Genomic DNA, 22,889 nt, shown 5'->3' on the forward strand with positions numbered 1-22,889 from the left:
GCGGATCGGTCTCTCCCTACACGTGGCGGCTCCGGCTTTCGCTACGCGTGGTCGCTCTGGCCTTGCCCCTACGCGTGACGGCTCCGGCCTTGCCGTATGGCGGCCGAGCGGAAGTTCGGACGCGGGCCCGGCTGTTCTTGGCGCACCTGGCGTCCCTCATGGGCTACGCCGTCTTGCTGTGGTTGAGAACGCCGTCGACCGGGGGTTGCGCAGCCAGGTCGCGCCCGCCGGAAGTCGCGTCGACGCGGAGGGATGGTCGAGACCGGCACCGGCAGGAGCGGGCTTGGACGTACTACGGCGGTGCGGATGCCGTCCTTGACCGGCGCCGACCGCTGGTCGTCCAGGCTGAAGGGTGGTGGGCCGGGACATGTTGGCTCACGACACCACGTACGCGCATTGGGGGCTCGGGCGGCGCCTTAGTGGTGGTGGCGGTGCAGGGCGTGGGCCTTGTGGTGCTCGGGCGGTGTCGCGCGTGGAGTATGGCGGACGGCCGCTGCCAGAAGCAGCAGGACAGCCGCCGTCCCGAAGACGACGTTGCCGGTCAGAGCGACCGGAATCGACACGCCCATCTCCTTGGCGTGCGTGAAGCCGACCCACACGTAGGTGAGCAGCGCGCCACCCGCCAGTGCAAGACGGTGCGGGGCGCCCCAGCCACGGCTCCGCGACCAGCGCACGCACAGCGCGACGGCCCCGCCCACCACGACGAGCCATGCCGCCACCGGCCACCAGGTCGAGAGTCCCTCGGGCAGCTGGTCGCGCAGCCAGTAGAGGCTCGTGACGGCGAAGGCCGCGGCGCCGACCGTCCATGGGCTCGGCGCGTCGGCGTCCGATCCGGGTGCCGGACAGCCTCGCAGGAGGAACCCCACCACGATCAGCCCGGCGATCGTGGTGCCCGCGACGGCGAACTGGTGCGGCGAGGCGACGAAGTGCTCCGACTGCGCCTGCGCGACGCCCAGCAGCACCGATGCGGCCGCGAAAAGGACGCCGACGAATGGCAGTCCGACGCGTCCGAGCCACGGCCGGCGCGGATCACGCGCGAACGCCTCGACGAGGGCGATCGGCACGCAGATGCTCCAGATCGTGTGCATCGACACGACGTCCTCGATCATCTCGACGCTGGTGCCGAGCAGCGGGATGTGCGTCGACGCGTACGCCGCCCCCATGTCGAACCCGCCGTAGTGCGGGTTCCACAGCATCTGGTCGACCGGCCCCTCCTCGATCAGCGCGTAGGCGACGGCGAGCACGATCATCGTCGGCCAGCCGCGTCCCGTACGCCGGGCCGTCTCGCGCACCAGCAGCGCCCCGCCCCCGTACAGCGGCGCCAGCATGACCAGGCCGGACAGCTCGGTGATCGGCTGGTTGCCGAGCAGGAACTCCCCCACCAGGGGTGCGAGGAGGAACAGGGCCAGGGCCAGCAGGAGCCTGCGGCGGCGCGCAGCACGGAACATGTTCTCGACCCTAGGAACGACGCTCCGCCCTCCGAATCGGCCAACGGTCGATGGCGGGGTGGCCACTTGGCCGTACGGCGTGCGCCCTCGGGCCTGGTCACCGGTCTTCCTATGCCGGGCGCCGTGGCCCTTCACCTGCTCGGTGCGGCGGTTCCGGCTTGTTCGGGCGTCTTTACCGTGCCCGGATGCCGTCGAGGATGAGCGAGATGACGCCCTCGGACTCCGCTTCGATCTCGGGTGAGCACCACTCCGCGGCATGCATCGGATCATGGAAGCGGCTCGTCGCGTCGAAGACGGCTCGCGCGATCACGTCCGGCTCACCGGCGGCGAAGTCACCGACGGCGATGCCGTCGACGACGATCGCGCGGATCTGGGCGAGCAGGGACGCGACATGGGCGGAGGACACGCTGCTGTGCTCGGCCGCCAGCACCCGGAAGGTGGCGAACAGCTCCGGGTCCTCCCGCGCCTTGGCCCATTTTGCGGCGAACATGGCGGTGAGCAGGCCGCGCAGCCGGTCGGACGGGGCCGGTCCGGAAGCTCGGACCGCCGTGGCGAGATCCTCTCGGCCCCGGTCGAGCCAGCGCCGTATCACGGCCTCGCGCAACGCCGCCTTGGATGGGAAGTGCCGGTAGACGCTCCCGTGGCTCACTCCCAGTAGCCGTGCGACGTCGAGGACGGTGGTCTTCTCCGGACCGTGGCGGCGCAGTACCTCTTCGGTGGCCGACACGATCGTCTCCGCGTCGAGCGGTTCCCCGCGCATCGGGCCTCCTCATCGGGACGAGGTGAAGCCGGCGTCTCCCCTGGCCGTTTCCCGTCGAAACGGGCTTCCCCAGCGAGGAACGTACGGCAGGGGACTGACGGAAGCCAAACCATGTCAGTTCATCCACTGACTGACAAATATTGATATCTGTCATCCACCGACTGTACGGTAAGGGTGCGACCTTAGACCGAGGAGGCATTCTCATCAGCACCGCTACCGCCGCATTCGCCGGCCGCACCGTGTCCCGGATCGGCTACGGCGCGGCTCAGCTCGACCGCCTGCACGACCGCCGCGACGAGGCCGTCGCGCTGCTGCGCCGCGCCGTCGAGCTGGGCGTGGACCATGTGGACACCGCCGAGTTCTACGGCTTCGGCTTCGCCAACGCCGTGATCCGCGAAGCCCTGCGTCCCGAGGACGACGTCCTGGTCGTCACGAAGGTCGGCGCCGATCCCGACCCGGGTGGGCGGCTGCCGCTGCGGATCGCGCAGCGCCCCGAGCAGCTGCGGGCCAGCGTGGAGGACAACCTGCGCAGCCTCGGCAGAGAACACCTCGCTGTGGTCAACCTCCGGCGCCTCGACACCGGGCCCGGCCTGCGGGCCGAGGGCGACCAGGTGGTCGACCTCGACGACCAGCTCGCGCTGATGACGGCCCTGCGCGACGAGGGCAAGATCGGCGCGATCGGCCTGAGCAGCGTCACCCTCGACGGTCTTCGCCGCGCCCTCCCGGCCGGCATCGTCTGCGTGCAGAACGCCTACAGCCTCGTCTCCCGCGACGACGAGGACATGCTGCGGCTGTGCACGGCCGAGGACATCGCCTGGGTGCCGTTCTTCCCGCTCGGCGGCGCCTTCCCCGGCCTGCCCAAGGTCACCGAGGAGCCGGCCGTCCGCGCCGCGGCCGATTCGCTGGGCGTCACGCCCTCACAGGTCGGGCTCGCCTGGCTGCTGCACCACGCCCCGAACGTGCTGCTCATACCCGGCACCGCCGACGCCGCCCATCTGGAGGCCAACATGGCGGTCGGCGAGATCGCGTTCGACGATGCCACTGGCGCCGCCCTCGACGCCGTCGAGTCCCGCTCAAGCGAGGTTTCGATCGGCTAGCCGGGAGGCGATGGCGCGAGGACGGCGGCGCCGTGGGTCAGGCGCTGATCCATTCGGTGGAGGTGGTGACCTCGGCGAGGACGTCCGGCACGGGCGAGACGCCGATGCCGGGGCCGGCGGGGACGTCGAGGTGGCCGCCGTCCAGCACGAACGGTTCGGTGACGTCGGTGGCGAAGTAGCGGTGCGAGCCGGAGGTGTCGCCGGGGAGGGTGAAGCCGGGCAGGGCGGCCAGGGCGAGGTTGGCGGCGCGGCCGATGCCGGTCTCCAGCATGCCGCCGCACCAGACGGCGACGCCGTGGGCGCGGCACAGGTCGTGGATGCGGCGGGCCTCCAGGTAGCCGCCGACGCGGGCGGGCTTGACGTTGATGATGGAGCAGGCGCCGAGCGAGATCGCGGCGGCGGCGTCGGCGGCCGACTCGATCGACTCGTCCAGGCAGACGGGGGTCGTGAGGCGGCGGGCGAGCCGCGCGTGCTGGACCATGTCGTCGTTGGCGAGCGGCTGCTCGATCAGCAGCAGGCCGAAGGCGTCCAGCCGGGCGAGGTGCGGCGCGTCCACGAGGGTGTAGGCGGCGTTGGCGTCGACCTGCAGGAGCAGGCCGTCGCCGAAGCGCTCGCGGACGGCGCGGACCGGCTCGACGTCCCAGCCCGGTTCGATCTTGAGCTTGATGCGGACGTATCCCTCGTCGACGTAGCGGGCGACGGCGTCGAGCAGTTCGGGGATCGAGTCCATGATCCCGACGGACACCCCGCACGGCACGCGGTCGCGGGAGGCGCCCAGGTGCCGGGCCAGGGACTCGCCGGACGCGCGCAACCGGGCGTCCAGGACGGCGGTCTCCAGCGCGGCCTTGGCCATGCGGTGGCCGGTGAACGGCTCCAGCGCGCGCCCCACGGCCTGGGCGTCCACGTCCTTCTTGGGGAGGGCGGGGATGAGGAACCTGCGCATTACCTCGGCGGCGCCGTCCACGTACTCGGCGCTGTACCGAGGTTCGGACATGGCGGAGCATTCCGCCCAGCCTTCGGCGTCGGGCGTCACGACCCGGACGAGCAGGACGTCGCGGTCGGTCTCGACGCCGAACGAGGTGCGGAACGGCGACACCAGCGGCATCGCGATCCGGCGCAGTTCGATTCCGGTGATCTTCATCGGGGGCTCCGATCGGACGGCCCGGCGGCGGGCGGCCGGGGGGCGCGGGAGACGACGTAGCAGGTGCGGTCGTGGAATCCGGTGACGCGGGCGCCGCCGGCGAGCAGGCCGCCCAGGACCTCGCGGACGGCGAGGCGCCAGGCGCGGGCGGCGCCGGGATCGGCGCGGCGCAGGCCCTCGATGTCCTCGGGCAGGGCGACCAGGACGGTCTCGGCGTCGACGGAGCCGATCACGGGCCGGCCGTCGCGGTCGAGCACGCCGTGCGCGGCGTCGGCGGGCGGTTCGGCGGGCCGCGGGGGCGGGCCGGCGATGTCCCAGGCGGCGAGGACGCGGTCGGTCTCGTCGCCGCCGTTGATCGCGTCGGTCATGGCGCCGTAGAAGGAGGTCAGGTACTCCTCGGGCCGGGCGCCGAGCTTGACCAGGTTGAAGTGGGCGTTGCGGCGGACCAGCGGGTCGTAGGTCCAGGTGATGCGCGACAGGCCCCGGGCGAGCGCCCAGTCGCGCTGGTGCAGTTTGAGCGCCAGGCCGATGCCGCGGCCCGCGACGGCGCCGGTGACGTGCGAATGCAGTGCGGTGCCGGCGGGCGCGGCGAGGAACGCCACCGAGCAGCCGACCATGCGGCCGTCCTCGTAGGCCCCGGCGACGTAGTTGCCGGCGTGGGCGAGCGCCCGCATCATCTCGACGGAGACCGGCCCGGCGTCGTCGCCCCAGATCCGGCCGATGAGGCGGTAGGTCTCCTGGAGGTCGGCGAGGTCGTGCAGTTCGCGGATCCGCGGGCCGGTCACCGGGTCGCTCCGACGAGGTCGGCGAGCAGCAGCGCGCGGCGCGGCATCTCGGCGATGACCACGTGCTCGTCGTCGGCGTGGGCGCCGCCGCCGACGGCGCCGAGGCCGTCGAGGGTCGGGCAGCCGGCGCCGGCGGTGTAGTTGCCGTCGGACGCGCCGCCGACGGCGACGGCGCGCAGCGGGCCAAGGCCCCGCGCGGCGGCCAGCCGTCCGGCGAGCGCGAAGAGCTCGGCCGACGCGGCGGATTCCAGCGGCGGGCGGTTGGGGCCTCCCCTGAGCTCCAGCCGCGCGCCCGGCACCTGGGGTTCGAGCCCGTGCAGGAGGTCGTCCACCTCCTGCTGCGCGGCCCGCGTCGGTACCCGCACGTCCACGGCCAGCGACGCCCGCGCCGGGACGGTGTTGCCCGCGGTCCCGGCCGCCAGCACGGTCGGGGTGAGCGTCGTTCCGTCCCCGGCCCGCGTGGCGATGGCCTCGATCGCGAGGGTCTGGTGAGCGATCTCGACCGCGGAGTTGACGCCCTTCTCCGGCTCCAGGCCGGCGTGGGCGGCGCGGCCGTGCACGACGATCTCGTAGTTGGACACGCCCTTGCGGGCGGTCTTGAGCGCCCCGCCGTCCGCGGACGCCTCCAGGACGAAGGCCGCCGCGCAGCCGCGCGCGGCCTCCTCGATCAGCGCCCGCGAAGTGGCGGAGCCGACCTCCTCGTCACCGGTGACCAGGACGCACACCCCGTCGAGGGACGGCAGGGAGGCCAGGGCGTGGAACATCTGGACCAGCCCGGCCTTCATGTCGAAGACGCCGGGGCCGGTCGCGACGCCGTCGCGCACCGTCCAGGGGCGGTCGGCGAGCGAACCGGGCGGCCAGACCGTGTCATGGTGGCCGAGCAGCAGCACGCGCGGGGCGCCGAAGGCCCAGCGGAGATGAGGGACGCCGTCGATGACGATCGTCTCCGGTGCGGCGCCGAGCAGGCGGGCGCCCTGCGCGGCCACGGTCCGGGCGCTATGGACCAGTGCCGGCCGATCGGCGGAGAAGGACTCGCAGGTGACGAGTTCCTCCAGGTCGGCGAGCATGGCGCCGAGCCGGTCCGTCATCGCCGCGAGGGCGTCGTCGTCGGCGCCGGTACCGCCGGCGCGGGTGTGCGGATCAGCCGGCACGTGTGCGTCCTCCAAGGATGAGCTGCCTGCGGACGGTCAGGACTGGGGCGAGGCGGGGGCCGGACGGCCCATCTCGGCGCCGAGCACGCGGTGGAGGTTGCCGCCGAGGATCTTCAGGACGTCCTTCTCGGGCAGTCCACGGGCCACCAGCGCGTCGGTGACCAGCGGCATCCCGGCGGGCCCGTCCAGGCCGGGGAACTCCCACATCGGGTCGTCGTCGAACGTCTCGCACGGCGGCGTGACGTCCTGCAACACCTCCCGGACGAAGTCCGCGCCGAGCCCGACGTGGTCGATCCCGGCCACCTCGATGACGTGCTCGATGTGGTCGACGATCCGGTCCGCGCTCACGTCCGCCGGCGTGCCGGCGAGGAAGCCGGGCACGAAGTTCACGCAGACCACTCCCCCGGTCGCGGCGACGCCGCGGATCTGCTCGTCGGTCAGGTTGCGGTGGTGGTCGCGCAGAGCGCGCGCGCAGGAGTGCGTCGCGATGATCGGCCGGGCGGCCAGTTCCAGGACGTGGGCGACCCCGGACGCGCTCAGGTGGGAGATGTCGAAGACCATGCCGAGCCGCTCCATCGTGCGGAGCGCCTCGACGCCGGCGGCGGTGAGCCGGCTGCCGGTGGCGTCCTCGCGGCTGCCGTCGGCCAGCGGGGTGCGCCCCCAGTGCGCGATCGAGGCCACCCGGACGCCGAGCCGGAACAGCGTCGGGATCAGCTCCACCGAGTCGTCGACGCCCGGGGCGCTCTCCAGCGCGAGCACCAGCGCGATCCGCCCGGCGGCGAGCGCCGCGTCGACATCGGCGCCGTCCAGGCAGAGCGCGACGTCGCCGGGGTTCTCCTCGGCCAGGACGTGCGCGCATTCGATCATCCGGAGGGTCTGCCGGAGCGCGCCCTCCCGCCGGTACTGCTCGTCGATGAACACCGGGAGGACCTGGAGGTCGATCCCGCCTTCGCGCAGCTGCGGCAGCCACCGCTCCCGGAAGAACGCGCCCCACCGCTCCGGCGGCCGAGCCGAGACGGCCATCAGCAGGTCGTTGTGCGCGTCGGCAACCACGGCGCGGTGGTGCAGTTCCCTGGACATGGCGGTTCAGCCCTCTCTGACGTAGCGGCCCCTTGCGAGGCTATGGGAGATGAACATGGTTCGACGAAAAGGAGAGCGCATGACGCACCGTCCCTCTCGCCCCCGGCTGTCGGATCCCGCCGGCCAGGACGTCGTGGAGACCGCGCTCGCGCGGGCCGCGGCCCGGCTGGACGAGCGGCTCGCGGCGGCCTTCGCCATCGGCAGCCTGGCGCACGGCGGGTTCGCTCCCCTGGTCAGCGACGTGGACGTGGCCCTCGTCGTCGACCGCGCCGACGACACGGCGGCGGCGGCCATCGACGCGGCCCGGCGGGAAACGATCGAGCGGTACGCGGACTCCCCGCACCACGCCTTGGCGGCGCGCCTTTCGATCTTCTGGAGCGACTGGGCGAGCCTGGCGGACGGTTCGGAGGCGGGGCGGTTCCCCGCGACCGATCGGCTCGACCTGCTCGACTCGGGGGTGCTGCTGCACGGCACCGACCGTCGCGCCGGCTGCGCTCGCCCCGGCCACGACGAGCTCTTCCTGGACAGCGCCGCCTTCGCCGGGACCAGGTTCGCCGTCCCCGCCTACCTGCACACGCTCCGGCACCCGGACGAACTCGCCGCTCAGGGCGCGCGCGCCGTCACCAAGGCGGTGCTCTTTCCCGTCCGGCTGCTCTACACCGCCGCCACCGGCCTGCTCGGACGCAATGACGACGCCGCCGGCTGGTACACCGCTCCTCCGCAGCCGTCCAGCGGCCTGGTCGGGGCCGCCGCGCGGTGGCGGTCGGACGGGATCGACGACGCCGCCGCGGCCGCCGGGCTCCTCCGCCGCGAACTGCTGCCGCTGTACCTGCACTGCCTCGGCCGCCTCCGCGACCACACCGCCCGATCCAGCAGGCCGGAACTCGCCGCCCCGCTGACCCGGCTCCTCGCCGCCCTCGGCTCCCCGGCCTGAGCGGCGGGTCCCGGACGGCTCAGGTGGCGAGGAGGGCGTCCATTTCGGCGGCGAAGAGCAGGGCGGGGTCGAAGCCCATCCCGTCGAAGTGGCCGGCGAGCTCCAGGGACAGGACGCCGTGCAGCCGCGTCCAGAAGGCCAGGGCCCGGTGCAGGACGGCGGGCGGGGCGGGGTGCTCGCGGGCCCAGTCGCGATGGTCGGCCAGGTGGGCGTCGAACGGCGTCGCCGGACGGTCGGACGGCAGCGCCGCGCAGGCGTCCAGCAGGACCGCCATGGTCTCGGCCGAGATGCTCGTGATGTCGTCGGGCGCGTGGTATCCGGGGACGGGGGTGCCGTAGATGAGCAGGTACCGCTGGGGGTCCTCCAGGGCCCAGGCGCGCAGGGCGTGCGCCAGCCCGGCGAGGTCGGCGCCGCCGTCGGCGGCCGATCGGAGGGCGTCGGCGAGGCTCCGGTAGGCGTCCCGGACGAGCTCGGTGATCAGTTCGTCGCGGCCGGCGTAGTAGCGGTAGAGCGCGGGCCCGCTCATGCCCATCTGCTTGGCGATCGCGTTGAGGGAGAGCGCGGACGCCCCGGTCGTGGCGATCTGCTCCCAGGCGCGCTCCTTGATCTCGGCGCGCACCTGGGCGCGGTACCGCTCGCGCGGGGTCGTCGTGCCCGTCTCCGCCATGCCCTGCCGCCTTCCCGCCCACCGCGATACAGCATCAAGATTTAGTTAGAGGCTATCACGAACCCTATTGACTCTCGCCGCGGTCGCTGGTTATAACTTCTAACGGAAGCACGAGCATCTAGCGAGAAGCGAACCAGTGGAGGTCGGTATGAGCACCGGAGAACTCGTCGAGGTCGTCCTGCCGGGCAAGGTCGAGCCGGAAGGACTGCAGATCAGGCGCGGGGACGTCCCCGCGCCGGGGCCGGGTCAGGTCCTGGTCCGGATGGAGGCGACCGGCGTCTCCTTCGCCGAGCAGCAGATGCGCCGCGGCCGCTACTACGACCAGCCGGCGTTCCCGTTCGTGCCCGGCTACGACCTGGTCGGCACCGTCCAGGCCGCGGGCCCGGGCGTCGACCCCGCCCTGGCCGGCACCCGGATCGCGGCGCTCACCAAGATCGGCGGCTGGGCCAGCCACGTCCTCCTGGACGCCGCGGACGCGGTTCCGGTCCCGGCCGGGATCGGCGCGGCGGAGGCCGAGACGCTCGTCGTCAACGGCATCACCGCCTGGCAGATGCTGCACCGCAAGGCGCGCGTGCGCGCCGGGCAGACCGTCCTCGTGCACGGCGCCAACGGCGGTGTCGGCTCGGTGCTGGTCCAGCTCGCCCTGGCCGCGGACGTGAAGGTGATCGGCACGGCGTCCACCCGCCACCACGACCTGCTCCGGGACCAGGGCGTCGTCCCCGTCGACTACCGCTCCGGCGACGTCGCCGCGCGGGTCCGCGAGCTCGCCCCCGGCGGGGTGGACGCCGTGTTCGACCACGTCGGCGGGCGCGGCATCGTCGACTCGTGGCGCCTCCTGGCCCCCGGCGGCACCCTCGTCTCCTACGGCAGCGCGTCCACCCGCGACGACGAGGGGTCCAAGCAGTGGCCCGTCTTCAAGCTGCTCGGCCGGGTCTGGCTGTGGAACGCCCTCCCCAACGGGCGCCGCGCCTACTTCTTCAACGCCTGGGCCGGACGCGCCCTGTCGAAGGACCGGTTCCGGGCCCGGCTGCGCGCCGACCTCACCGAGGTCTTCGCCGCCCTGCAGCGCGGCGACGTCACGCCGCGGATCGCCGCCGAGCTGCCGCTCGCCCGCGTCGCCGACGCGATGCGGCTCGCCGAGTCCGGCACCGTCGCCGGAAAGGTCGTGCTGACGCCGTAGCCCCCAGGGAACCGGGGAAACTCTCTCCGGTTCCGCTGCTACCGTGACCCCACGAGGCGAGGGGGCGGACGATGGCGAGGGCGATGCGGGCGGACGCGCGGCGCAATCTCGAACGGATCCTGGCCGCCGCGCGGGACATGATCGTCGAGCGCGGCCCCGACGTTCCCTTCGACGACGTCGCCCGCCGGGCGCAGGTCGGCAGCGGCACGCTGTACCGCCGCTTCCCCGACCGCGGCACGCTGCTGCACGCCGTCGCCCTGGACGCGCTGACCGGCACACTGCACGCCGTCCGCGACGCATGCGAGCAGGAGGCCGAACCGTTCGACGCGCTGGCCCGGTACCTGCGCCGGACGCTCGAACTGCGCGTCTCGGCGGTGCTGCCGGCACTGCTCGGCCGGGTCGATCTCGAAGGCGATCCCGAGCTGTCGCCGCTGCGGGCGGAGGCCGTCCGGCTCCTTGAGGGCCTGGTCGCCGCGGCGTACGGGGCCGGGACCCTGCCGGACGACGTCACCTTCGCCGACATCGGCATGATGGCCGTCCGCATCGCCCGCCCGCTCCCCGGGCCACTGCCGGCCGAGGAGAAGCAGGCCCTCGCCCGCCGCCACCTGGAACTGTTCATCCGCGGACTCCGCGCCCAAGCCGCGTCATGACGAGCCCCCGAACCAGCCGATGAGGCGATGCCGCCGGTGCGGGCTGGTCAGAGGTTGTGGCGGAGGAGGAGGTCGTCGGGGAAGGGGTCCAGGTAGGTCTGGCCGGCGATGTAGGCGAGGTGCTCGCCCTCGGCGTGGTGGCGCAGGAGGGCGATCGGGACGCTCAGTGGCGCGCGTCCCTGCCGGTAGGCGTCGATGGCGGCGAGGACGTCGTGGCGCCGCGTGGGGTCCAGGTCGTCGCTGATGAAGCCGAGGACGTGCTGGAGGGCGTTGGTGTGGCGGCCGCGTCCGGCGCGGACTGCGAGGGCGGCGGTGAACGCGCGGCTGTAGTCGCGTTCGAGGTCGTCGCGGGGTCGCTCGCCGGCCCGGGCGACGATGCGCCCGGTCTCGCGGTAGCCGTCGGGGGCGTGGGCGAGCAGCTGGAACTTGTGCCTGCCATGGAAGGCGACGAGGTCGCGGGGACGCCAGTCTCCGGCGAAGAACTCGCGGAGCCTGGCCTGGGCGAACACCCGCTCGACGAAGTGCTCGCGCAGCACGGGGTCGTTGAGCCGGCCGTCCTCCTCGACGGGCAGGTCGGGGTAGGCGTCCAGGAGCAGGGCTGCGAACACGCCGCGGCCGCGCCGGTCCACCGGCTGGCCGTCGGTGCGTTCGCCCGGGCGGCCGGACGCGTAGCGGGGCAGGTTGGACAGCCCGCAGCTCGGCGACCTGGCCTTCAGGACGTATCCGTCGATGCCGTCCAGGTCGGGGAGCCGGTGTCCGGCCAGCGCGGTCATGGCCGCGGTGTGGTCGGACGCGCCGTCCTTGGTGACGATGTGCCCGTCGGTGCGCAGCCGCATCGTGGGGCGCGGCGCGCCGAGGCCGATCTCCATTTCGGGGCAGACCGGCACCCAGTCGACGTGCCGGGCCAGCAGCCCGGTGAGGAACCGGTCCCTGCTGTGGCCGCCGTTGTAGCGGACGGGCGCGCCCAGCAGGCAGCTCGACACGGCGAGCCGGGGCCGTGCGTGCCGCCGCTGAGGGCTTGCCGTGTGGTTCGGTGAGGTCATGGCCTCCTAGGCGTCCCCGCCCGGCGGCCGTCCGAACCGGTCCGGCGGCACGCGGCTCCGGCGCCGTTCAGGCGGCCGACCTGGGGGAACACGGATCTTATGACGTGGCGAGAGGCGGCGGGCTGACGCGCCGATGAGTACTTCGATCATGCTGTTCACGCGCGATCTGCGGGTGCGCGACAACCCGGCGCTGGAGGCGGCGTGCCGGGCGGAGCGGACGGTCCCGGTGTTCGTCTTCGACGACGCGCTGCTGGCCGGGCCGTTCGCCGCGCCAAACCGCGTCCGGTTCCTGCTGGACGCGCTCGCCGATCTGCGCGGTTCGCTGCGCGGCCTGGGCGGTGACCTGGTGGTGCGGCGCGGCGATCCGGCGGCGGAGGTCGCCCGTCTGGCCCGGCAGGTGGACGCGACGGCGCTGTTCCTTGCGGACGAGCGGTCGGCGTACGGCCGGCGGCGGCTGGCAGCGCTCCGCGAGATCGGGCTGGAGGTGAGCGCGCTTCCGGGCGTCACCGTCGTCCCGCCGGGCGACCTGGTCCCGGCCGGCGGCGACCACTACCGGGTGTTCACTCCGTACTGGCGGGCCTGGGAGGCGGCCGGCCGGCACCCGGTCGCGGCGACGCCCCGGAAGGTCCGCCTGCCGGAGGGCGTGCGCGCTGGCCCGCTGCCGAGGTTCGCCGATCTGACGTCGGGCGAGGCGTCCCCTGACCTGGCCGAAGGCGGCGAACGGGCGGGACGGCGGCGCCTGGAGCGATGGCTGGACGAGGACGCGGCGGACTACGAGCGGGTCCGCGATGACATCGCCGCCGACCGGACGTCCCGGCTCGGCCCGTACATCAAGTTCGGGTGCGTCTCACCGAGGGAGGCGGCCGAGGCCGGGCCCGGCGCGTTCCGGCGGCAGCTCGCGTGGCGCGACTTCCACCACCAGGTCGCCGCCGCGTTCCCGGACCTGTCCAGAGCCGACTACCGGCCCCGCCGCCGCGAGTGGAACCGGGACGAGGACGCCCTGGCCGCCTGGCGCGACGGCCTGACCGGCGTCCCGATCGTCGACGCCGGGATGCGGCAGCTGCGCCGCGAGGGCTACATGCACAACCGCGCCCGGCTGATCACCGCGTCGTTCCTGACCCGCGACCTCGGAATCGACTGGCGGGCGGGGCTGCGCCACTTCAACGACCTGCTCGCCGACGGCGACGTCGCCGACAACGCCGGGAACTGGCAGTGGGTCGCCGGGACCGGCAACAGCACCCGGCCCGGGCAGGTCATGAACCCGCTGCGCCAGGCATTCCGCTTCGACCCATCCGGCGACTACGTCCGCAGATACGTGCCCGAACTCGCCGGTATCGAGGGGCGGGGCGTCCACCGCCCCTGGACGCTGCCCGAGGACCGCAGGCGCGGGCTCGGCTACCCGCCGCCCGTCACCGACCTCCCCTGACCCGTCCGGCCGGGCACGGCCCGTCATTTCAGCGGGTCGTGACCCCAGTTCATGAGCGAATGGCGCCACTTGGTGTCCTTGACGTCGCCGGACGGGCGCTGGGCGAGGTGGCGGCGGACATAGCCGACGACCTTGTTCATATGGTCGTAGTCCTGGTCGGACAGGTCCGCTCTCTTCGCGCGCATCAGCTCGACGATCCGGCGCCCGGACGCGTGGCCGGTCGATTCGCCGCCGTTCCTCCTCTGGCCGGCGGACCTGGACTCGTCGGTGTCCAGCCAGTCCTCGAGCTCCTTGGGCGTCATGTTGACGGCCGCGCCGAACTCCGACGCGACGGCGTCCCGCGCGGCGGCGGCGTCGCGCCCGGCGCGGTGATCGGCTCCGCGTTCGCTGCCCATGCGCCCGCGATACCCCCTCACGCGCCGGCCATTCCATGAAACCCCTGGTCAGAGGCATGATCTTCGGTCGTTCAGGGGCGCCTGGGGGTGACGAGTCCGGACTCGTAGGCGAACACGACGAGCTGGGCGCGGTCCCGGGCGCGCAGCTTGGTCATCGCCCTGCTGACATGCGTCTTCGCCGTCGTCGGGCTGATCACCATGCGGGCGGCGATCTCGTCGTTGGACAGCCCGCGCGCCACCAGCGCGGCGACCTCCCGCTCGCGGTTGGTCAGCACGTCGAGGGCCTGCGGGACGGGCTCGGGACGGCGGGCGACGTACTCGGCGATCAGCCGGCGGGTGATCGCGGGCGACAGCAGCGCGTCGCCGCGGGCCGCGACCCGCACGCCCTGCAGCAGGTCGGCGGGCTCGGTGTCCTTCACCATGAAGCCGCAGGCGCCGGCGCGCAGCGCGTTGAAGACGTACTCGTCGAGGCCGTAGTTGGTGAGGATGACGACGTGGACGCCGCTCAGCCGCTCGTCGGCGGCGATCAGCCGGGTCGCCTCGATGCCGTCCATCACCGGCATCTGGATGTCGACGAGCGCGACGTCGGGCCGGTGCTCGCGGGCGAGCGCGACGCCCTGCTCGCCGTTCGCGGCCTCGGCCACCACCTCGATGTCGTCCTCGATCTCCAGCAGGGCGCGGAAGCCGCCGCGGATGAGGGCCTGGTCGTCCATGAGCAGCACGCGGATCACGGCGCCTCCTCCAGCGGGAGCTCGGCGCGGACGGTGAAGCCGCCCTCGGGGCGGGGCTCGGCGCGGAGCCGGCCGCCGAGCGCCGCGACGCGCTCGCGCATGCCGAGCAGCCCCTTGCCGGGCACGGGCGGCGCGTCCGGATCGGCCTTGCCGTCGTCCTCGACCTGCACGACGAGGGCGTCGCCGGCGTACTCGACGCACACCGCGGCGGCCGCGCCGCCGGAGTGCCGCGAGACGTTGGTGAGGGCCTCCTGGACGATCCTGTACGCCGCCCGGTCCACCTCGGACGGCAGGTCGCGGCGGGTGCCGGAGACCGTCACCGTGGCGCGCAGGCCGGTGGAGCGGGCCCGTTCGACGAGGTCGTCGAGGCGGTCGAGGCCGGAGACCGCGGCCTCGCCGTCGGGGCCGCCGGAGCCCTCGGCCCCGTCGGGGTCGTCGCGCAGCACCTCCAGCGTGGCGCGCAGCTCGCGCATGGCGTCGCCGCTGGCCTCCTGGATCGCGACCAGCGCCGGCGGCACGTCCTCGCCGCGCCGGTGCGCGAGGTGGACGGCCACCCCGGCCTGGACCTTGATGACGGAGATGCTGTGGGTCAGGGAGTCGTGCAGCTCCCGGGCGATGCGCAGCCGCTCCTCCCCCGCGCGGCGCAGCGCGGCCTCCTCGCGGGTGCGCTCGGCCTCGGCGGCGCGCTGCTCGGCCTCCTCCAGGTACGCCTGCCGGTGCCGGGTGACCGTCGCCGCGACGCCCGCGGCCACGAACCAGCCGATCAGCAGCGCGACGCTCTGCAGGTTCTGCCCCGTCCCGTCGGCGCCGGGCAGGTTCACCGCCACGCCGGCGGCCAGGAACGCCAGGCTCACCAGCGCCGCGGCCACCTGGTGGCCGGCCCGCACCGCGGCGAACACCGCGATCATGACGGGGTAGGCGGCCGCCGGGCCCGGCTGGGTGCGCGCCGCGATCACGAGCATGAAGGCCGTGCTGGCGAAGAGCGCGACCAGCGGCGCGCGCCGCCACGCGACGAGCGCGAGCGAGCCGGCGATGCCGGCCGCGATATCCAGCGCGCCCGCGCGCGGCGAGTAGATCATGACGACCGACAGCAGGACGGCCATCGCCGCGGCGAGCAGGCCGTCCTGGGCGAGCGGCCGCCACCCGTCCAAGAACCTCATTCAGGTAGGTTATGGACCTTTTTGCCCCCCGTCCTCCGCTGGAGGGCGTAATACCCGGCTACTCCCGGCGTTGTAGAGCGGCCGAGCGTACTGCGGCGGTGCCAGGTGAAGGAGTCTTCCCCCGCACGATGACCGCCGACCAGCCCGAACAGCACCATTTCCGGCATGGACACGACGCGAGTCGCAAGGGAATGGGTGCGGTGACGACGACAAGACCGGCAAGTGCGCGGACGGCGGCCGGACCGGGGGCGCGGCCCGGGCTCACGCTCGCCGCCGTCGCCGTCGTGCAGTTCATGGTGTCGCTGGACCTGTCCGTGGTGAACGTGGGGCTGCCGCGGATCGCCTCCGGCCTCGGTTTCAGCGCCGTCGGCGTGACGTGGGTGATCCACGCCTACGCCCTGACGTTCGGCGGGCTGCTGCTGCTCGGCGGCAAGGCCGCCGACCGCTACGGCCGCAGGCGGGTGCTGCTGCTCGGGCTCGCCCTGTTCGGCGCGGCCTCCCTCGTCGGCGGCCTCGCCCAGGAGCCCTGGCACCTCGTCGCCGCGCGCGCCGCGCAGGGCGTCGGGGCCGCCGCGCTCGCACCGGCCGCGCTGGCGCTGCTGACCTCGACGTTCCCGGCGGGCCGGGAACGCATCCGGGCCTTCGGGATCTGGAGCGCGGTGAACGCCGCCGGGGGCGCCCTCGGCGTCCTGATCGGCGGCCTGCTCACCCAGTACGCCGGCTGGCGGTGGGTGATGTTCGTGAACGTGCCGATGGCCGCCTGCGCGCTGGCCCTCGCCAGGCGCGGCGTCGCCGCCGACGCGCCGCGGGTCCCCGGCGGCCGCCCGGACGTCCTCGGCGCCGTGCTCGCCACCGCGGGCCTGGTCCTGCTGGTCTTCGGCGTCGTCCGCACCGACCGGTACGGGTGGACCTCCCCGGCCACGCTCGGCACGCTGGCGGCCGCCGCCGCGCTGCTGGCCGCGTTCCTGCAGGTCGAGCGGACCACCCGCCGCGAACCGCTGATCCGGCTCGGGCTGTTCGCCAACCGGTCGGTCGCCGGCGCGAACGCCTACAACCTGCTGGCCGGCGCGGCCCTGTCCTCCTCGTTCTACTTCGTCTCCCTCTACGTCCAGCGGGTCCTCGGGACGGGCCCGGCGCTGACCGGCGTCGAGTTCGTGCCGTTCGCGCTCGGCGTCATCGCCGGCGCCGCGCTCGCCGTCCGGCTCGGCTACCGCTTCGCGCCCCGGACGCTGCTCGTCACCGGCGGGCTGCTGACCTCGGCCGGGTTCGCCTGGTTCGGCCTGATCAGCGCGGACGGGTCGTTCGCCGCCGACGTCCTCGGTCCGTCCCTGCTCGCCAGCGTCGGCTTCGGGCTGTGCCTCGGGCCGGTCGTGTCCATCGCCACCGCCGGGGTCGCGCCGCACGAGGCCGGCACCGCGTCGGGCCTGCTCAACAGCGTCCGCCAGATCGGCGCCTCGCTCGGGCTGGCCGTCCTCGGCACCGCGGCGCACCACCGCACCGGCCCGGTCGCCACCCCCGCGGCCCTCAACGACGGGTACGCGATCGGCTTCACCCTCGGCGCGGTGCTCATGCTCGCCGCCGTCCTGCTCGCCGTGGCCGTCCTGCCGCGGACGGGCCCGCCGGAGGCGGCGGATACCGGCGAACTCGTACGGGACTGACTCCGCCCCATGAACCGGCAACCACCGCAGGAAGGACGTCGCGGCATGCCCGTCACTCCGATCGACCTCTTCGCTTCCCTCCTCCACTTCCGCCAGGGCGGCGACATCCGCGCCGAGAAACGGACGGTGTGCTCCGGGCACGACGGCTGGCAGCTGACGGCCTTCCACGCGAAGACCGACGCCGACGTCCACGCCGACCGCTGGGAGGTCCACCCCGAGGCCGAGGAGGTCGTCTCCTGCCTCATCGGGAAGATCCGCCTCTACCTGCGCCCCGAGGAGCCGGGCCAGGAGGAGGAAGAGGTCCGGCTGACGGCCGGGACCGCCGCGATCGTCCCGCGCGGGCGGTGGCACCGGATCGCGCTGGACGTCCCCAGCAGCATCATGGCCGTCACCCTGCCGCACGGCAGCAGGCTGGAGGCGCACCGATGACCGCCGCCGGCGTCGCCGCGCCGGTGCAGGGCGCCGGTGACGCGGCGGACCGCGACTCGGCCGGGCTGCTGCGGCCTCACCTCCCCGGCTTCGCCGCCCTCGTCGTCCTGCAGGTCATCGGCGCCCTGGCCGGTCTGGCGCCGCTCCTCGCGGTCGCCGAACTGGGCCGTTCGCTGCTGGCGCCCGGCCCGGTCGACCACGGCCACGTCCGGGCCGTCGTGATCGCGGGCGCGGTCGGGCTGCTCCTCCGGCTGCTGTTCACGGGCGCGTCGTCGGCGATCGGGCACCTGCTCGACGGCCGGGTGCAGCTCGAATTCCGGCGGCGGCTCGCCGCGCGGCTCGGCCGCGTCCCGCTCGGCTGGCTGTCCGGGCGCCGGACCGGTGAGCTGGCGAAACTCGCCGGGGACGACGTGAGCGCCGTGCACCCGTTCATCGCCCACACTCCGGGCGAGCTGATCTCCGCGTTCGTCGTCCCGCTCGCGTCGCTGGTGTACCTGTTCACCATCGACTGGCGGCTGACACTGATCACACTCATCCCGGTGCTGCTGGCGGTGGCGCTCGTCCCGCTGATGATGACCCCGTCCCGTGTGCGCGCGCAGAAGGAGTTCGACGGCGCGATGGGACGCATCACGAACTCCGTCGTCGAGTTCGTCCAGGGCATCGCGGTCGTCAAGGCGTTCGGGGGCGGCGACCGCGCACTGCGCAGGTTCGGCACGGCCGTGGACGACTTCGTCACCTCCTTCTCCCGGATGGTGAGCGCCCTCTCCGCGGTCGCGGCCGGGATGCAGGTGGTGCTGTCGCCGCCGTTCGTGCTGCTCACGGTCCTGACCGGCGGCGCGGCCCTCATCACCGGCGGCGGCATGGCCCCGGCCGACCTGCTGCCGTTCCTGCTGCTCGGGATGGGCCTGACCGCTCCGGTCGCGGTGCTCGGCCACGGCTTCGACGATCTGCAGGCCGCCCACCGCGCGGTCGGCCGGATCCGGGACGTGCTCGCGGTGCCGCCGCTGCCGGAGCCGGAGCATCCGGTCGCGCCGCGCGGTCACCGGGTGGAGCTGCGGGACGTCCGGTTCGGCTACCGCGCCGGCCACGAGGTGCTGCGCGGGATCGACCTCGTGCTCGAACCCGGGACGGTCACCGCGGTCGTCGGCCCGTCGGGAAGCGGGAAGTCGACGCTGGTCCGGCTGCTGCCGCGGTTCTTCGACCCGGCCGGCGGCTCGGTCTCGCTCGGCGGCGCCGACCTGCGCGACCTCGCCGCGCGGGACCTCCACCGGATGGTCTCGTTCGTGTTCCAGGACGTCCGCCTGCTGCGCGCGTCGGTCGCGGACAACATCGCGCTGGCGGTGCCGGACGCCGGCCTCGACGCGATCGCCGACGCGGCGCGGCGTGCGAACGTCCATGACCGCGTCCTCGAACTGCCGCGCGGCTACGACACCGTCATCGGCGAGGACGCGGAACTGTCGGGCGGCGAGGCGCAGCGGATCGCGATCGCCCGCGCGCTGCTCGCCGACACACCCGTCCTGGTGCTCGACGAGGCGACCGCGTTCGCCGACCCGCAGACCGAACTGGCGGTGCGGCGGGCCCTGACGGCGCCGGACGGCGACCGGACGGTGCTGGTCATCGCCCACCGCCTGGAGACGATCACCGACGCCGACACGATCGTGATGCTGGAGGACGGGGCGGTCGCCGAACGCGGCACGCCCGCCGAACTGCTGGCCCGGGACGGGAGGTTCGCGGCGTTCTGGCGGTCCCACCGGGCGGCGGTCGCCGGCGGGACCGGGCCCCGGGACGGCGCGCCACAAGGAGACGACCTGCGATGATCTCGATGCTGCTGCGCGTGCTGGGCGACCGGTACGCCCGCCCGGTGCGCCGCACCGTCGCGCTGATGACGATGACCGCGGTGGTCGAGGGCCTGTCGTACGCGCTGCTGGTCCCCGTCCTGCGGGCGCTCTTCGGGAGCACGCCCGGGGGCGCCCGGCCCTGGCTGATCGCGTTCGGGGCCGCGGTCGCGGTGTACGCGGTCCTGCGGTACGTGAGCGACCTGTCCGGGTTCCGCGTCGGGACCACGCTGCTGCGCGGCATGTACCGCCGGCTCGGCGACCATCTGGCGCGGCTGCCCGTCGGCTGGTACGGCCCGCGCCGCGTCGGCGAGGTGTCGGTGCTGGCCGGGCGCGGCGTCCTGCAGGCGATGAGCGCGATCGCGCACCTGCTGGGCCCACTCGTGTCCGCCTGCGCGACGCCGCTGACCATCGTCGCCGTCATGCTCGCCTTCGACTGGCGGATGGGGCTGGCGGCGCTGCTCGCCGTACCGGCCGTCGCGGTGATCCAGGCCTGGGCGGGACGGGCGACGGCCGCCGCCGACGCCGAGCGCGCCGACCGCGACCACGAGGCCGCGGCGCGGGTCATCGAGTACGTGCAGGCCCAGCCGGTGCTGCGCGCCGGCGGCCGGACCGCCGAACGCTTCGAGATGCTCGACGACGCGCTGCGCGGGCTGCAGCGCGCGTCCCGCCGGTCGCTGGTGTCGGCGCTGCCGGGCGTCCTCGGCCTGACGCTGACGGTTCAGGCCGTGTTCACGGCGCTGCTGGCCCTCGGCGCCTACCTCGCGCTCGGCGGGGACATCGGCACCGCCGACCTGCTGGCGATCCTCGTGCTCGCCGCCCGCTGCGCGGACCCGCTGCTGTCGCTGTCGGAGATCGGCGGCAAGCTGCGCGGTGCGCGCGCCGAACTGGTACGGCTCGACGCGGTGCTGAGCAGCCAGCCGCTGCCGGAGCCCCGCGAACCGGTCCGGCCGCTGCACCACGGCCTGGAGTTCGACTCCGTCGCCTTCCGGCACGGCGACCGGACGGTGCTCGACGGTGTGTCGCTGTCGGTCCCGGAAGGGCGACGGCTCGCCGTGGTCGGTCCGTCGGGCGCGGGCAAGAGCACGCTGCTGCAGCTGGTCGCGCGGTTCTACGACGTGGACGTCGGCGCCGTCCGCATGGGCGGCGCCGACGTCCGCGACATCAGCACGGACGTGCTGATGTCGCAGATCGCCGTGGTGTTCCAGGACGTCTACCTGTTCGACGGCACGATCGAGGAGAACGTCCGGCTCGGCCGCCCCGGCGCGAGCGAGGCGGAGGTGCGGGCGGCGGCGAGCGCGGCGCGGCTGGACGAGGTCGTCGGACGGCTGCCCGGCGGATGGGCGGCGCGCGTCGGCGAGGGCGGCGAACTGCTGTCGGGCGGCGAACGCCAGCGCGTCTCGATCGCGCGGGCGCTGCTGAAGGACGCGCCCGTCGTGCTGCTCGACGAGGTGACGTCCGCGCTGGACCCGGTCAACGAGGCGGCCGTCCACGACGGCATCGAGCGGCTGGTGGCGGGCCGGACGGTGGTGATGGTGGCGCACCGGATGCGGACCGTCCGCCGCGCGGACCACGTCGCCTTCCTGGACGGCGGCCGGATCGTCGAGGAGGGCACCCACGACGAGCTGCTGCGCCGCGGCGGCCGCTACGCCGACTACTGGGACCTCTCCACGAACTCCGTGCCGGCCGGACCACGATCGGCGGCCCGGCCGTGACCGGCCTACCCGCCCATCACCTGGGTCACATGCGTGCCCTCCGGCAGCGGGCGCAGGATCGTCCACAACGGCCGGACATGCGACTTCACCATCTTCCAGCGCCCGTCCTCGACGACGTACTCGTCGTCGTACTCCGCCGCCATGAGCAGCTCGGTGTTGTCGACCCGGTTCACCTGCCTGAAGCGCAGCGTCCAGGTGCCGGACGCCCTGGAATCGTCCAGCACGGTGATGACCGGGTGGAAGCCGTGGTGCATGTCCAGCACCGCGTACCCGCCGTCGACCTCGCGCAGCGCGATGTCGCTGAACACCTTCGTCAGCGCGTCCGCGTCCGCGAACGTCCCGAGCGAGCCGTAGTCGATCGACGCGGCGCCCTTGGTGAAGCAGTCCCGGAACGCGACGGGGTCCTTCCCGTCGCACGCGCTCCAGTACCGGTGCTTGAGGGCCTTGATCGCCTCGATCCGCTCCAGGTCCGCCACCCGCTGCTCCAGGGAACGCTCCCCTGCGGCCTCCGCCATCCCGAACCCCTCTCAGAGTGGATCACGCAACGCTAACCGCGTGCGCCGGACGGGGCGCCGCGCGTTCCCGGCCAGCGGGAGCATGGGCCGCGGAGAAAAAGAATGGGCGGAACGTCGGCCGGCTGCTAACGTGCCGGAGGCCGTGAACGCAGGCGAGGAGGTGAGACCCATGAACGCTGTACCGAAGTGGGTGCTCCCCTTCATCCTCACGGTAGGCGACTGACATAGGTGTCGCCGGGAGCGCCCCAGACAGGCACTCCCGAAAGGCAACACCTATGCATTCCCTGCGCTTCACCGCGTCGATGACGTCCGACGGCGTCCTCGAACGCGACTTCACCCTCGGCGAGGTCACCGGCGTCCTGTGGTCGCCGGCCTCCGGCCCCGGCCACGCTCCGCTGATCCTGATGGGCCACGGCGGCGGCCTGCACAAGAAGACCCCGGCGCTCATGGCCCGGGCACGCCACCTCGCCACCACCTGCGGCTACACCGTCGCCGCCATCGACGCCCCCGGGCACGGCGACCGGCCCCGCACCGCCGAGGACGACCAGGCCCGCGCCGAACTCCGGCGGGCGGTCGCGGCGGGCGAGCCGATCGGCCCGGTCAGCGCCCGGTACGGCGCCTCGCTCGCGGAGCGTGCCGTCCCGGAATGGCAGACCACCCTGGACGCCCTCCAGGACCTGCCGGAGATCGGCCCCGACGCGCCGATCGCCTACGGCGGCGGCATCACGCTCGGCACCGCGATCGGGATGCCGCTCACCGCGGCCGACCCGCGGATCACCGCCGCGATCTTCGGCGGCGGGTTCGTCGTGCACGACGCCCTGCTGGAGGCGGCGCGGCGCATCACCGTCCCGGTCCTGTTCCTGCTCCAGTGGGACGACGAGCACGTCGACCGGCAGTCCGCGCTCGGGCTGTTCGACGCGATCGGGACCAAGGAGAAGACGATGCACGCCAACCTCGGCGGGCACGGCGGGGTGCCCGCGTTCGAGGACCCGGCCCCGTTCCTCGTCCGGCACCTCGGCCGGGCGACCATGTCACCGGCCTGACGCCACGGCACCGGCGCCCGGCCCCGTACGGCCGGGCGCCGGTGCC

The 22,889-nt window shown here is 73.9% G+C and carries 22 protein-coding genes; 10 read left to right on the forward strand and 12 right to left on the reverse strand.

Annotated features, from left to right (window positions below):
• Window positions 1–416: 416 nt before the first annotated feature.
• The gene (locus J4709_RS08485) at window positions 417–1,448 is read right to left on the reverse strand and encodes an AF_0692 family protein (RefSeq protein ID WP_208238840.1); all 1,032 of its coding nucleotides are present in this window, start codon (window positions 1,446–1,448) and stop codon (window positions 417–419) included.
• Window positions 1,449–1,620: 172 nt separating this feature from the next.
• Entirely contained in the window at window positions 1,621–2,208 is a 588-nt protein-coding gene (locus J4709_RS08490; protein WP_208238842.1) for a TetR/AcrR family transcriptional regulator, read from the reverse strand.
• Window positions 2,209–2,447: 239 nt separating this feature from the next.
• Here J4709_RS08490 and J4709_RS08495 point away from each other — a divergent pair, with 239 nt between their 5' ends.
• Window positions 2,448–3,305, forward strand: coding sequence for an aldo/keto reductase (locus tag J4709_RS08495; protein ID WP_307801077.1), 858 nt, complete (start codon window positions 2,448–2,450; stop codon window positions 3,303–3,305).
• A gap of 37 nt (window positions 3,306–3,342) precedes the next feature.
• Here J4709_RS08495 and menC read toward each other — a convergent pair whose 3' ends face one another.
• From menC to J4709_RS08515, 4 genes are read right to left on the reverse strand one after another with little or no spacing between them, the layout of a single operon-like run.
• Window positions 3,343–4,446, reverse strand: a complete 1,104-nt coding sequence (menC, locus tag J4709_RS08500) for an o-succinylbenzoate synthase (protein ID WP_208238844.1) — start codon at window positions 4,444–4,446, stop codon at window positions 3,343–3,345.
• Window positions 4,443–5,231: a GNAT family N-acetyltransferase gene (locus J4709_RS08505; protein ID WP_208238846.1), complete on the reverse strand. Its 789-nt coding sequence runs from the start codon at window positions 5,229–5,231 to the stop codon at window positions 4,443–4,445. The genes menC and J4709_RS08505 overlap by 4 nt, the downstream gene beginning before the upstream one ends.
• Entirely contained in the window at window positions 5,228–6,382 is a 1,155-nt protein-coding gene (locus J4709_RS08510) for a M20/M25/M40 family metallo-hydrolase (protein WP_307801079.1), read from the reverse strand. Before J4709_RS08510 ends, J4709_RS08505 begins: the two co-directional genes overlap by 4 nt.
• 36 nt (window positions 6,383–6,418) lie before the next feature.
• Entirely contained in the window at window positions 6,419–7,462 is a 1,044-nt protein-coding gene (locus J4709_RS08515; protein WP_208238848.1) for a dipeptidase, read from the reverse strand.
• Between the two features lie 79 nt (window positions 7,463–7,541).
• Here J4709_RS08515 and J4709_RS08520 point away from each other — a divergent pair, with 79 nt between their 5' ends.
• Window positions 7,542–8,396 carry a hypothetical protein gene (locus J4709_RS08520; RefSeq protein ID WP_208238850.1) on the forward strand — a complete coding sequence of 285 codons (855 nt, stop codon included), beginning with the start codon at window positions 7,542–7,544 and terminating at the stop codon, window positions 8,394–8,396.
• A gap of 19 nt (window positions 8,397–8,415) precedes the next feature.
• Here J4709_RS08520 and J4709_RS08525 read toward each other — a convergent pair whose 3' ends face one another.
• Window positions 8,416–9,063 (reverse strand): TetR/AcrR family transcriptional regulator, encoded by a 648-nt coding sequence (locus J4709_RS08525; RefSeq protein WP_208238852.1) that lies wholly within the window; start codon window positions 9,061–9,063, stop codon window positions 8,416–8,418.
• A gap of 148 nt (window positions 9,064–9,211) precedes the next feature.
• On the opposite strand from J4709_RS08525, the gene J4709_RS08530 reads away from it, so the two are divergent.
• Together J4709_RS08530 and J4709_RS08535 are read left to right on the forward strand one after the other, a co-directional pair.
• Window positions 9,212–10,243 (forward strand): medium chain dehydrogenase/reductase family protein, encoded by a 1,032-nt coding sequence (locus J4709_RS08530; RefSeq protein WP_208238854.1) that lies wholly within the window; start codon window positions 9,212–9,214, stop codon window positions 10,241–10,243.
• A 71-nt stretch (window positions 10,244–10,314) separates the two neighbouring features.
• Window positions 10,315–10,893 (forward strand): TetR/AcrR family transcriptional regulator, encoded by a 579-nt coding sequence (locus J4709_RS08535; RefSeq protein WP_232383176.1) that lies wholly within the window; start codon window positions 10,315–10,317, stop codon window positions 10,891–10,893.
• 47 nt (window positions 10,894–10,940) lie between these two features.
• On the opposite strand, the gene J4709_RS08540 is transcribed toward J4709_RS08535, so the two are convergent.
• Entirely contained in the window at window positions 10,941–11,936 is a 996-nt protein-coding gene (locus J4709_RS08540) for a YbgA family protein (protein ID WP_208238856.1), read from the reverse strand.
• Between the two features lie 133 nt (window positions 11,937–12,069).
• On the opposite strand from J4709_RS08540, the gene J4709_RS08545 reads away from it, so the two are divergent.
• Window positions 12,070–13,362, forward strand: coding sequence for a cryptochrome/photolyase family protein (locus J4709_RS08545; protein ID WP_208238858.1), 1,293 nt, complete (start codon window positions 12,070–12,072; stop codon window positions 13,360–13,362).
• 23 nt (window positions 13,363–13,385) lie between these two features.
• Here J4709_RS08545 and J4709_RS08550 read toward each other — a convergent pair whose 3' ends face one another.
• The 3 genes from J4709_RS08550 to J4709_RS08560 all read right to left on the reverse strand — a co-directional run bounded on the left by J4709_RS08550 (window position 13,386) and on the right by J4709_RS08560 (window position 15,648).
• Entirely contained in the window at window positions 13,386–13,757 is a 372-nt protein-coding gene (locus J4709_RS08550) for a DUF3140 domain-containing protein (protein WP_208238860.1), read from the reverse strand.
• A gap of 71 nt (window positions 13,758–13,828) precedes the next feature.
• Window positions 13,829–14,488: a response regulator gene (locus tag J4709_RS08555; RefSeq protein ID WP_208238862.1), complete on the reverse strand. Its 660-nt coding sequence runs from the start codon at window positions 14,486–14,488 to the stop codon at window positions 13,829–13,831.
• Complete coding sequence (locus J4709_RS08560) at window positions 14,485–15,648, reverse strand: sensor histidine kinase (RefSeq protein WP_208238865.1); 1,164 nt, start codon at window positions 15,646–15,648, stop codon at window positions 14,485–14,487. The genes J4709_RS08555 and J4709_RS08560 overlap by 4 nt, the downstream gene beginning before the upstream one ends.
• A gap of 191 nt (window positions 15,649–15,839) precedes the next feature.
• Between J4709_RS08560 and J4709_RS08565 the strand changes: the two genes are divergently transcribed.
• From J4709_RS08565 to J4709_RS08580, 4 genes are read left to right on the forward strand one after another with little or no spacing between them, the layout of a single operon-like run.
• Window positions 15,840–17,306, forward strand: coding sequence for an MFS transporter (locus tag J4709_RS08565; RefSeq protein ID WP_208239280.1), 1,467 nt, complete (start codon window positions 15,840–15,842; stop codon window positions 17,304–17,306).
• A gap of 45 nt (window positions 17,307–17,351) precedes the next feature.
• Window positions 17,352–17,735: a cupin domain-containing protein gene (locus tag J4709_RS08570; RefSeq protein WP_208238867.1), complete on the forward strand. Its 384-nt coding sequence runs from the start codon at window positions 17,352–17,354 to the stop codon at window positions 17,733–17,735.
• A complete protein-coding gene (locus J4709_RS08575; RefSeq protein WP_208238869.1) occupies window positions 17,732–19,552 on the forward strand; it encodes an ABC transporter ATP-binding protein in 1,821 nt (606 codons plus the stop codon). Before J4709_RS08570 ends, J4709_RS08575 begins: the two co-directional genes overlap by 4 nt.
• Window positions 19,549–21,285 carry an ABC transporter ATP-binding protein gene (locus tag J4709_RS08580; protein ID WP_208238872.1) on the forward strand — a complete coding sequence of 579 codons (1,737 nt, stop codon included), beginning with the start codon at window positions 19,549–19,551 and terminating at the stop codon, window positions 21,283–21,285. Before J4709_RS08575 ends, J4709_RS08580 begins: the two co-directional genes overlap by 4 nt.
• Window positions 21,286–21,290: 5 nt before the next feature.
• On the opposite strand, the gene J4709_RS08585 is transcribed toward J4709_RS08580, so the two are convergent.
• On the reverse strand, window positions 21,291–21,800 hold the full coding sequence (locus tag J4709_RS08585) for a nuclear transport factor 2 family protein (protein ID WP_208238873.1): 510 nt from the start codon (window positions 21,798–21,800) through the stop codon (window positions 21,291–21,293).
• A 275-nt stretch (window positions 21,801–22,075) separates the two neighbouring features.
• Between J4709_RS08585 and J4709_RS08590 the strand changes: the two genes are divergently transcribed.
• On the forward strand, window positions 22,076–22,843 hold the full coding sequence (locus J4709_RS08590; RefSeq protein WP_307801082.1) for a dienelactone hydrolase family protein: 768 nt from the start codon (window positions 22,076–22,078) through the stop codon (window positions 22,841–22,843).
• The last annotated feature ends 46 nt before the right edge of the window (window positions 22,844–22,889 follow it).

The organism is Actinomadura violacea (genome assembly GCF_017573465.1).
GTDB lineage: Bacteria > Actinomycetota > Actinomycetes > Streptosporangiales > Streptosporangiaceae > Spirillospora > Spirillospora violacea.

Coding starts and splice junctions, on each gene's coding strand:
- J4709_RS08485 (WP_208238840.1), bottom strand. CDS start 1,448: ATGTTCCGTGCTGCGCGCCGCCGCAGGCTCCTGCTGGCCCTGGCCCTG.
- J4709_RS08490 (WP_208238842.1), bottom strand. CDS start 2,208: ATGCGCGGGGAACCGCTCGACGCGGAGACGATCGTGTCGGCCACCGAA.
- menC (WP_208238844.1), bottom strand. CDS start 4,446: ATGAAGATCACCGGAATCGAACTGCGCCGGATCGCGATGCCGCTGGTG.
- J4709_RS08515 (WP_208238848.1), bottom strand. CDS start 7,462: ATGTCCAGGGAACTGCACCACCGCGCCGTGGTTGCCGACGCGCACAAC.
- J4709_RS08520 (WP_208238850.1), top strand. CDS start 7,542: ATGACGCACCGTCCCTCTCGCCCCCGGCTGTCGGATCCCGCCGGCCAG.
- J4709_RS08525 (WP_208238852.1), bottom strand. CDS start 9,063: ATGGCGGAGACGGGCACGACGACCCCGCGCGAGCGGTACCGCGCCCAG.
- J4709_RS08530 (WP_208238854.1), top strand. CDS start 9,212: ATGAGCACCGGAGAACTCGTCGAGGTCGTCCTGCCGGGCAAGGTCGAG.
- J4709_RS08535 (WP_232383176.1), top strand. CDS start 10,315: ATGGCGAGGGCGATGCGGGCGGACGCGCGGCGCAATCTCGAACGGATC.
- J4709_RS08540 (WP_208238856.1), bottom strand. CDS start 11,936: ATGACCTCACCGAACCACACGGCAAGCCCTCAGCGGCGGCACGCACGG.
- J4709_RS08545 (WP_208238858.1), top strand. CDS start 12,070: ATGAGTACTTCGATCATGCTGTTCACGCGCGATCTGCGGGTGCGCGAC.
- J4709_RS08550 (WP_208238860.1), bottom strand. CDS start 13,757: ATGGGCAGCGAACGCGGAGCCGATCACCGCGCCGGGCGCGACGCCGCC.
- J4709_RS08560 (WP_208238865.1), bottom strand. CDS start 15,648: ATGAGGTTCTTGGACGGGTGGCGGCCGCTCGCCCAGGACGGCCTGCTC.
- J4709_RS08565 (WP_208239280.1), top strand. CDS start 15,840: ATGGGTGCGGTGACGACGACAAGACCGGCAAGTGCGCGGACGGCGGCC.
- J4709_RS08570 (WP_208238867.1), top strand. CDS start 17,352: ATGCCCGTCACTCCGATCGACCTCTTCGCTTCCCTCCTCCACTTCCGC.
- J4709_RS08575 (WP_208238869.1), top strand. CDS start 17,732: ATGACCGCCGCCGGCGTCGCCGCGCCGGTGCAGGGCGCCGGTGACGCG.
- J4709_RS08580 (WP_208238872.1), top strand. CDS start 19,549: ATGATCTCGATGCTGCTGCGCGTGCTGGGCGACCGGTACGCCCGCCCG.
- J4709_RS08585 (WP_208238873.1), bottom strand. CDS start 21,800: ATGGCGGAGGCCGCAGGGGAGCGTTCCCTGGAGCAGCGGGTGGCGGAC.
- J4709_RS08590 (WP_307801082.1), top strand. CDS start 22,076: ATGCATTCCCTGCGCTTCACCGCGTCGATGACGTCCGACGGCGTCCTC.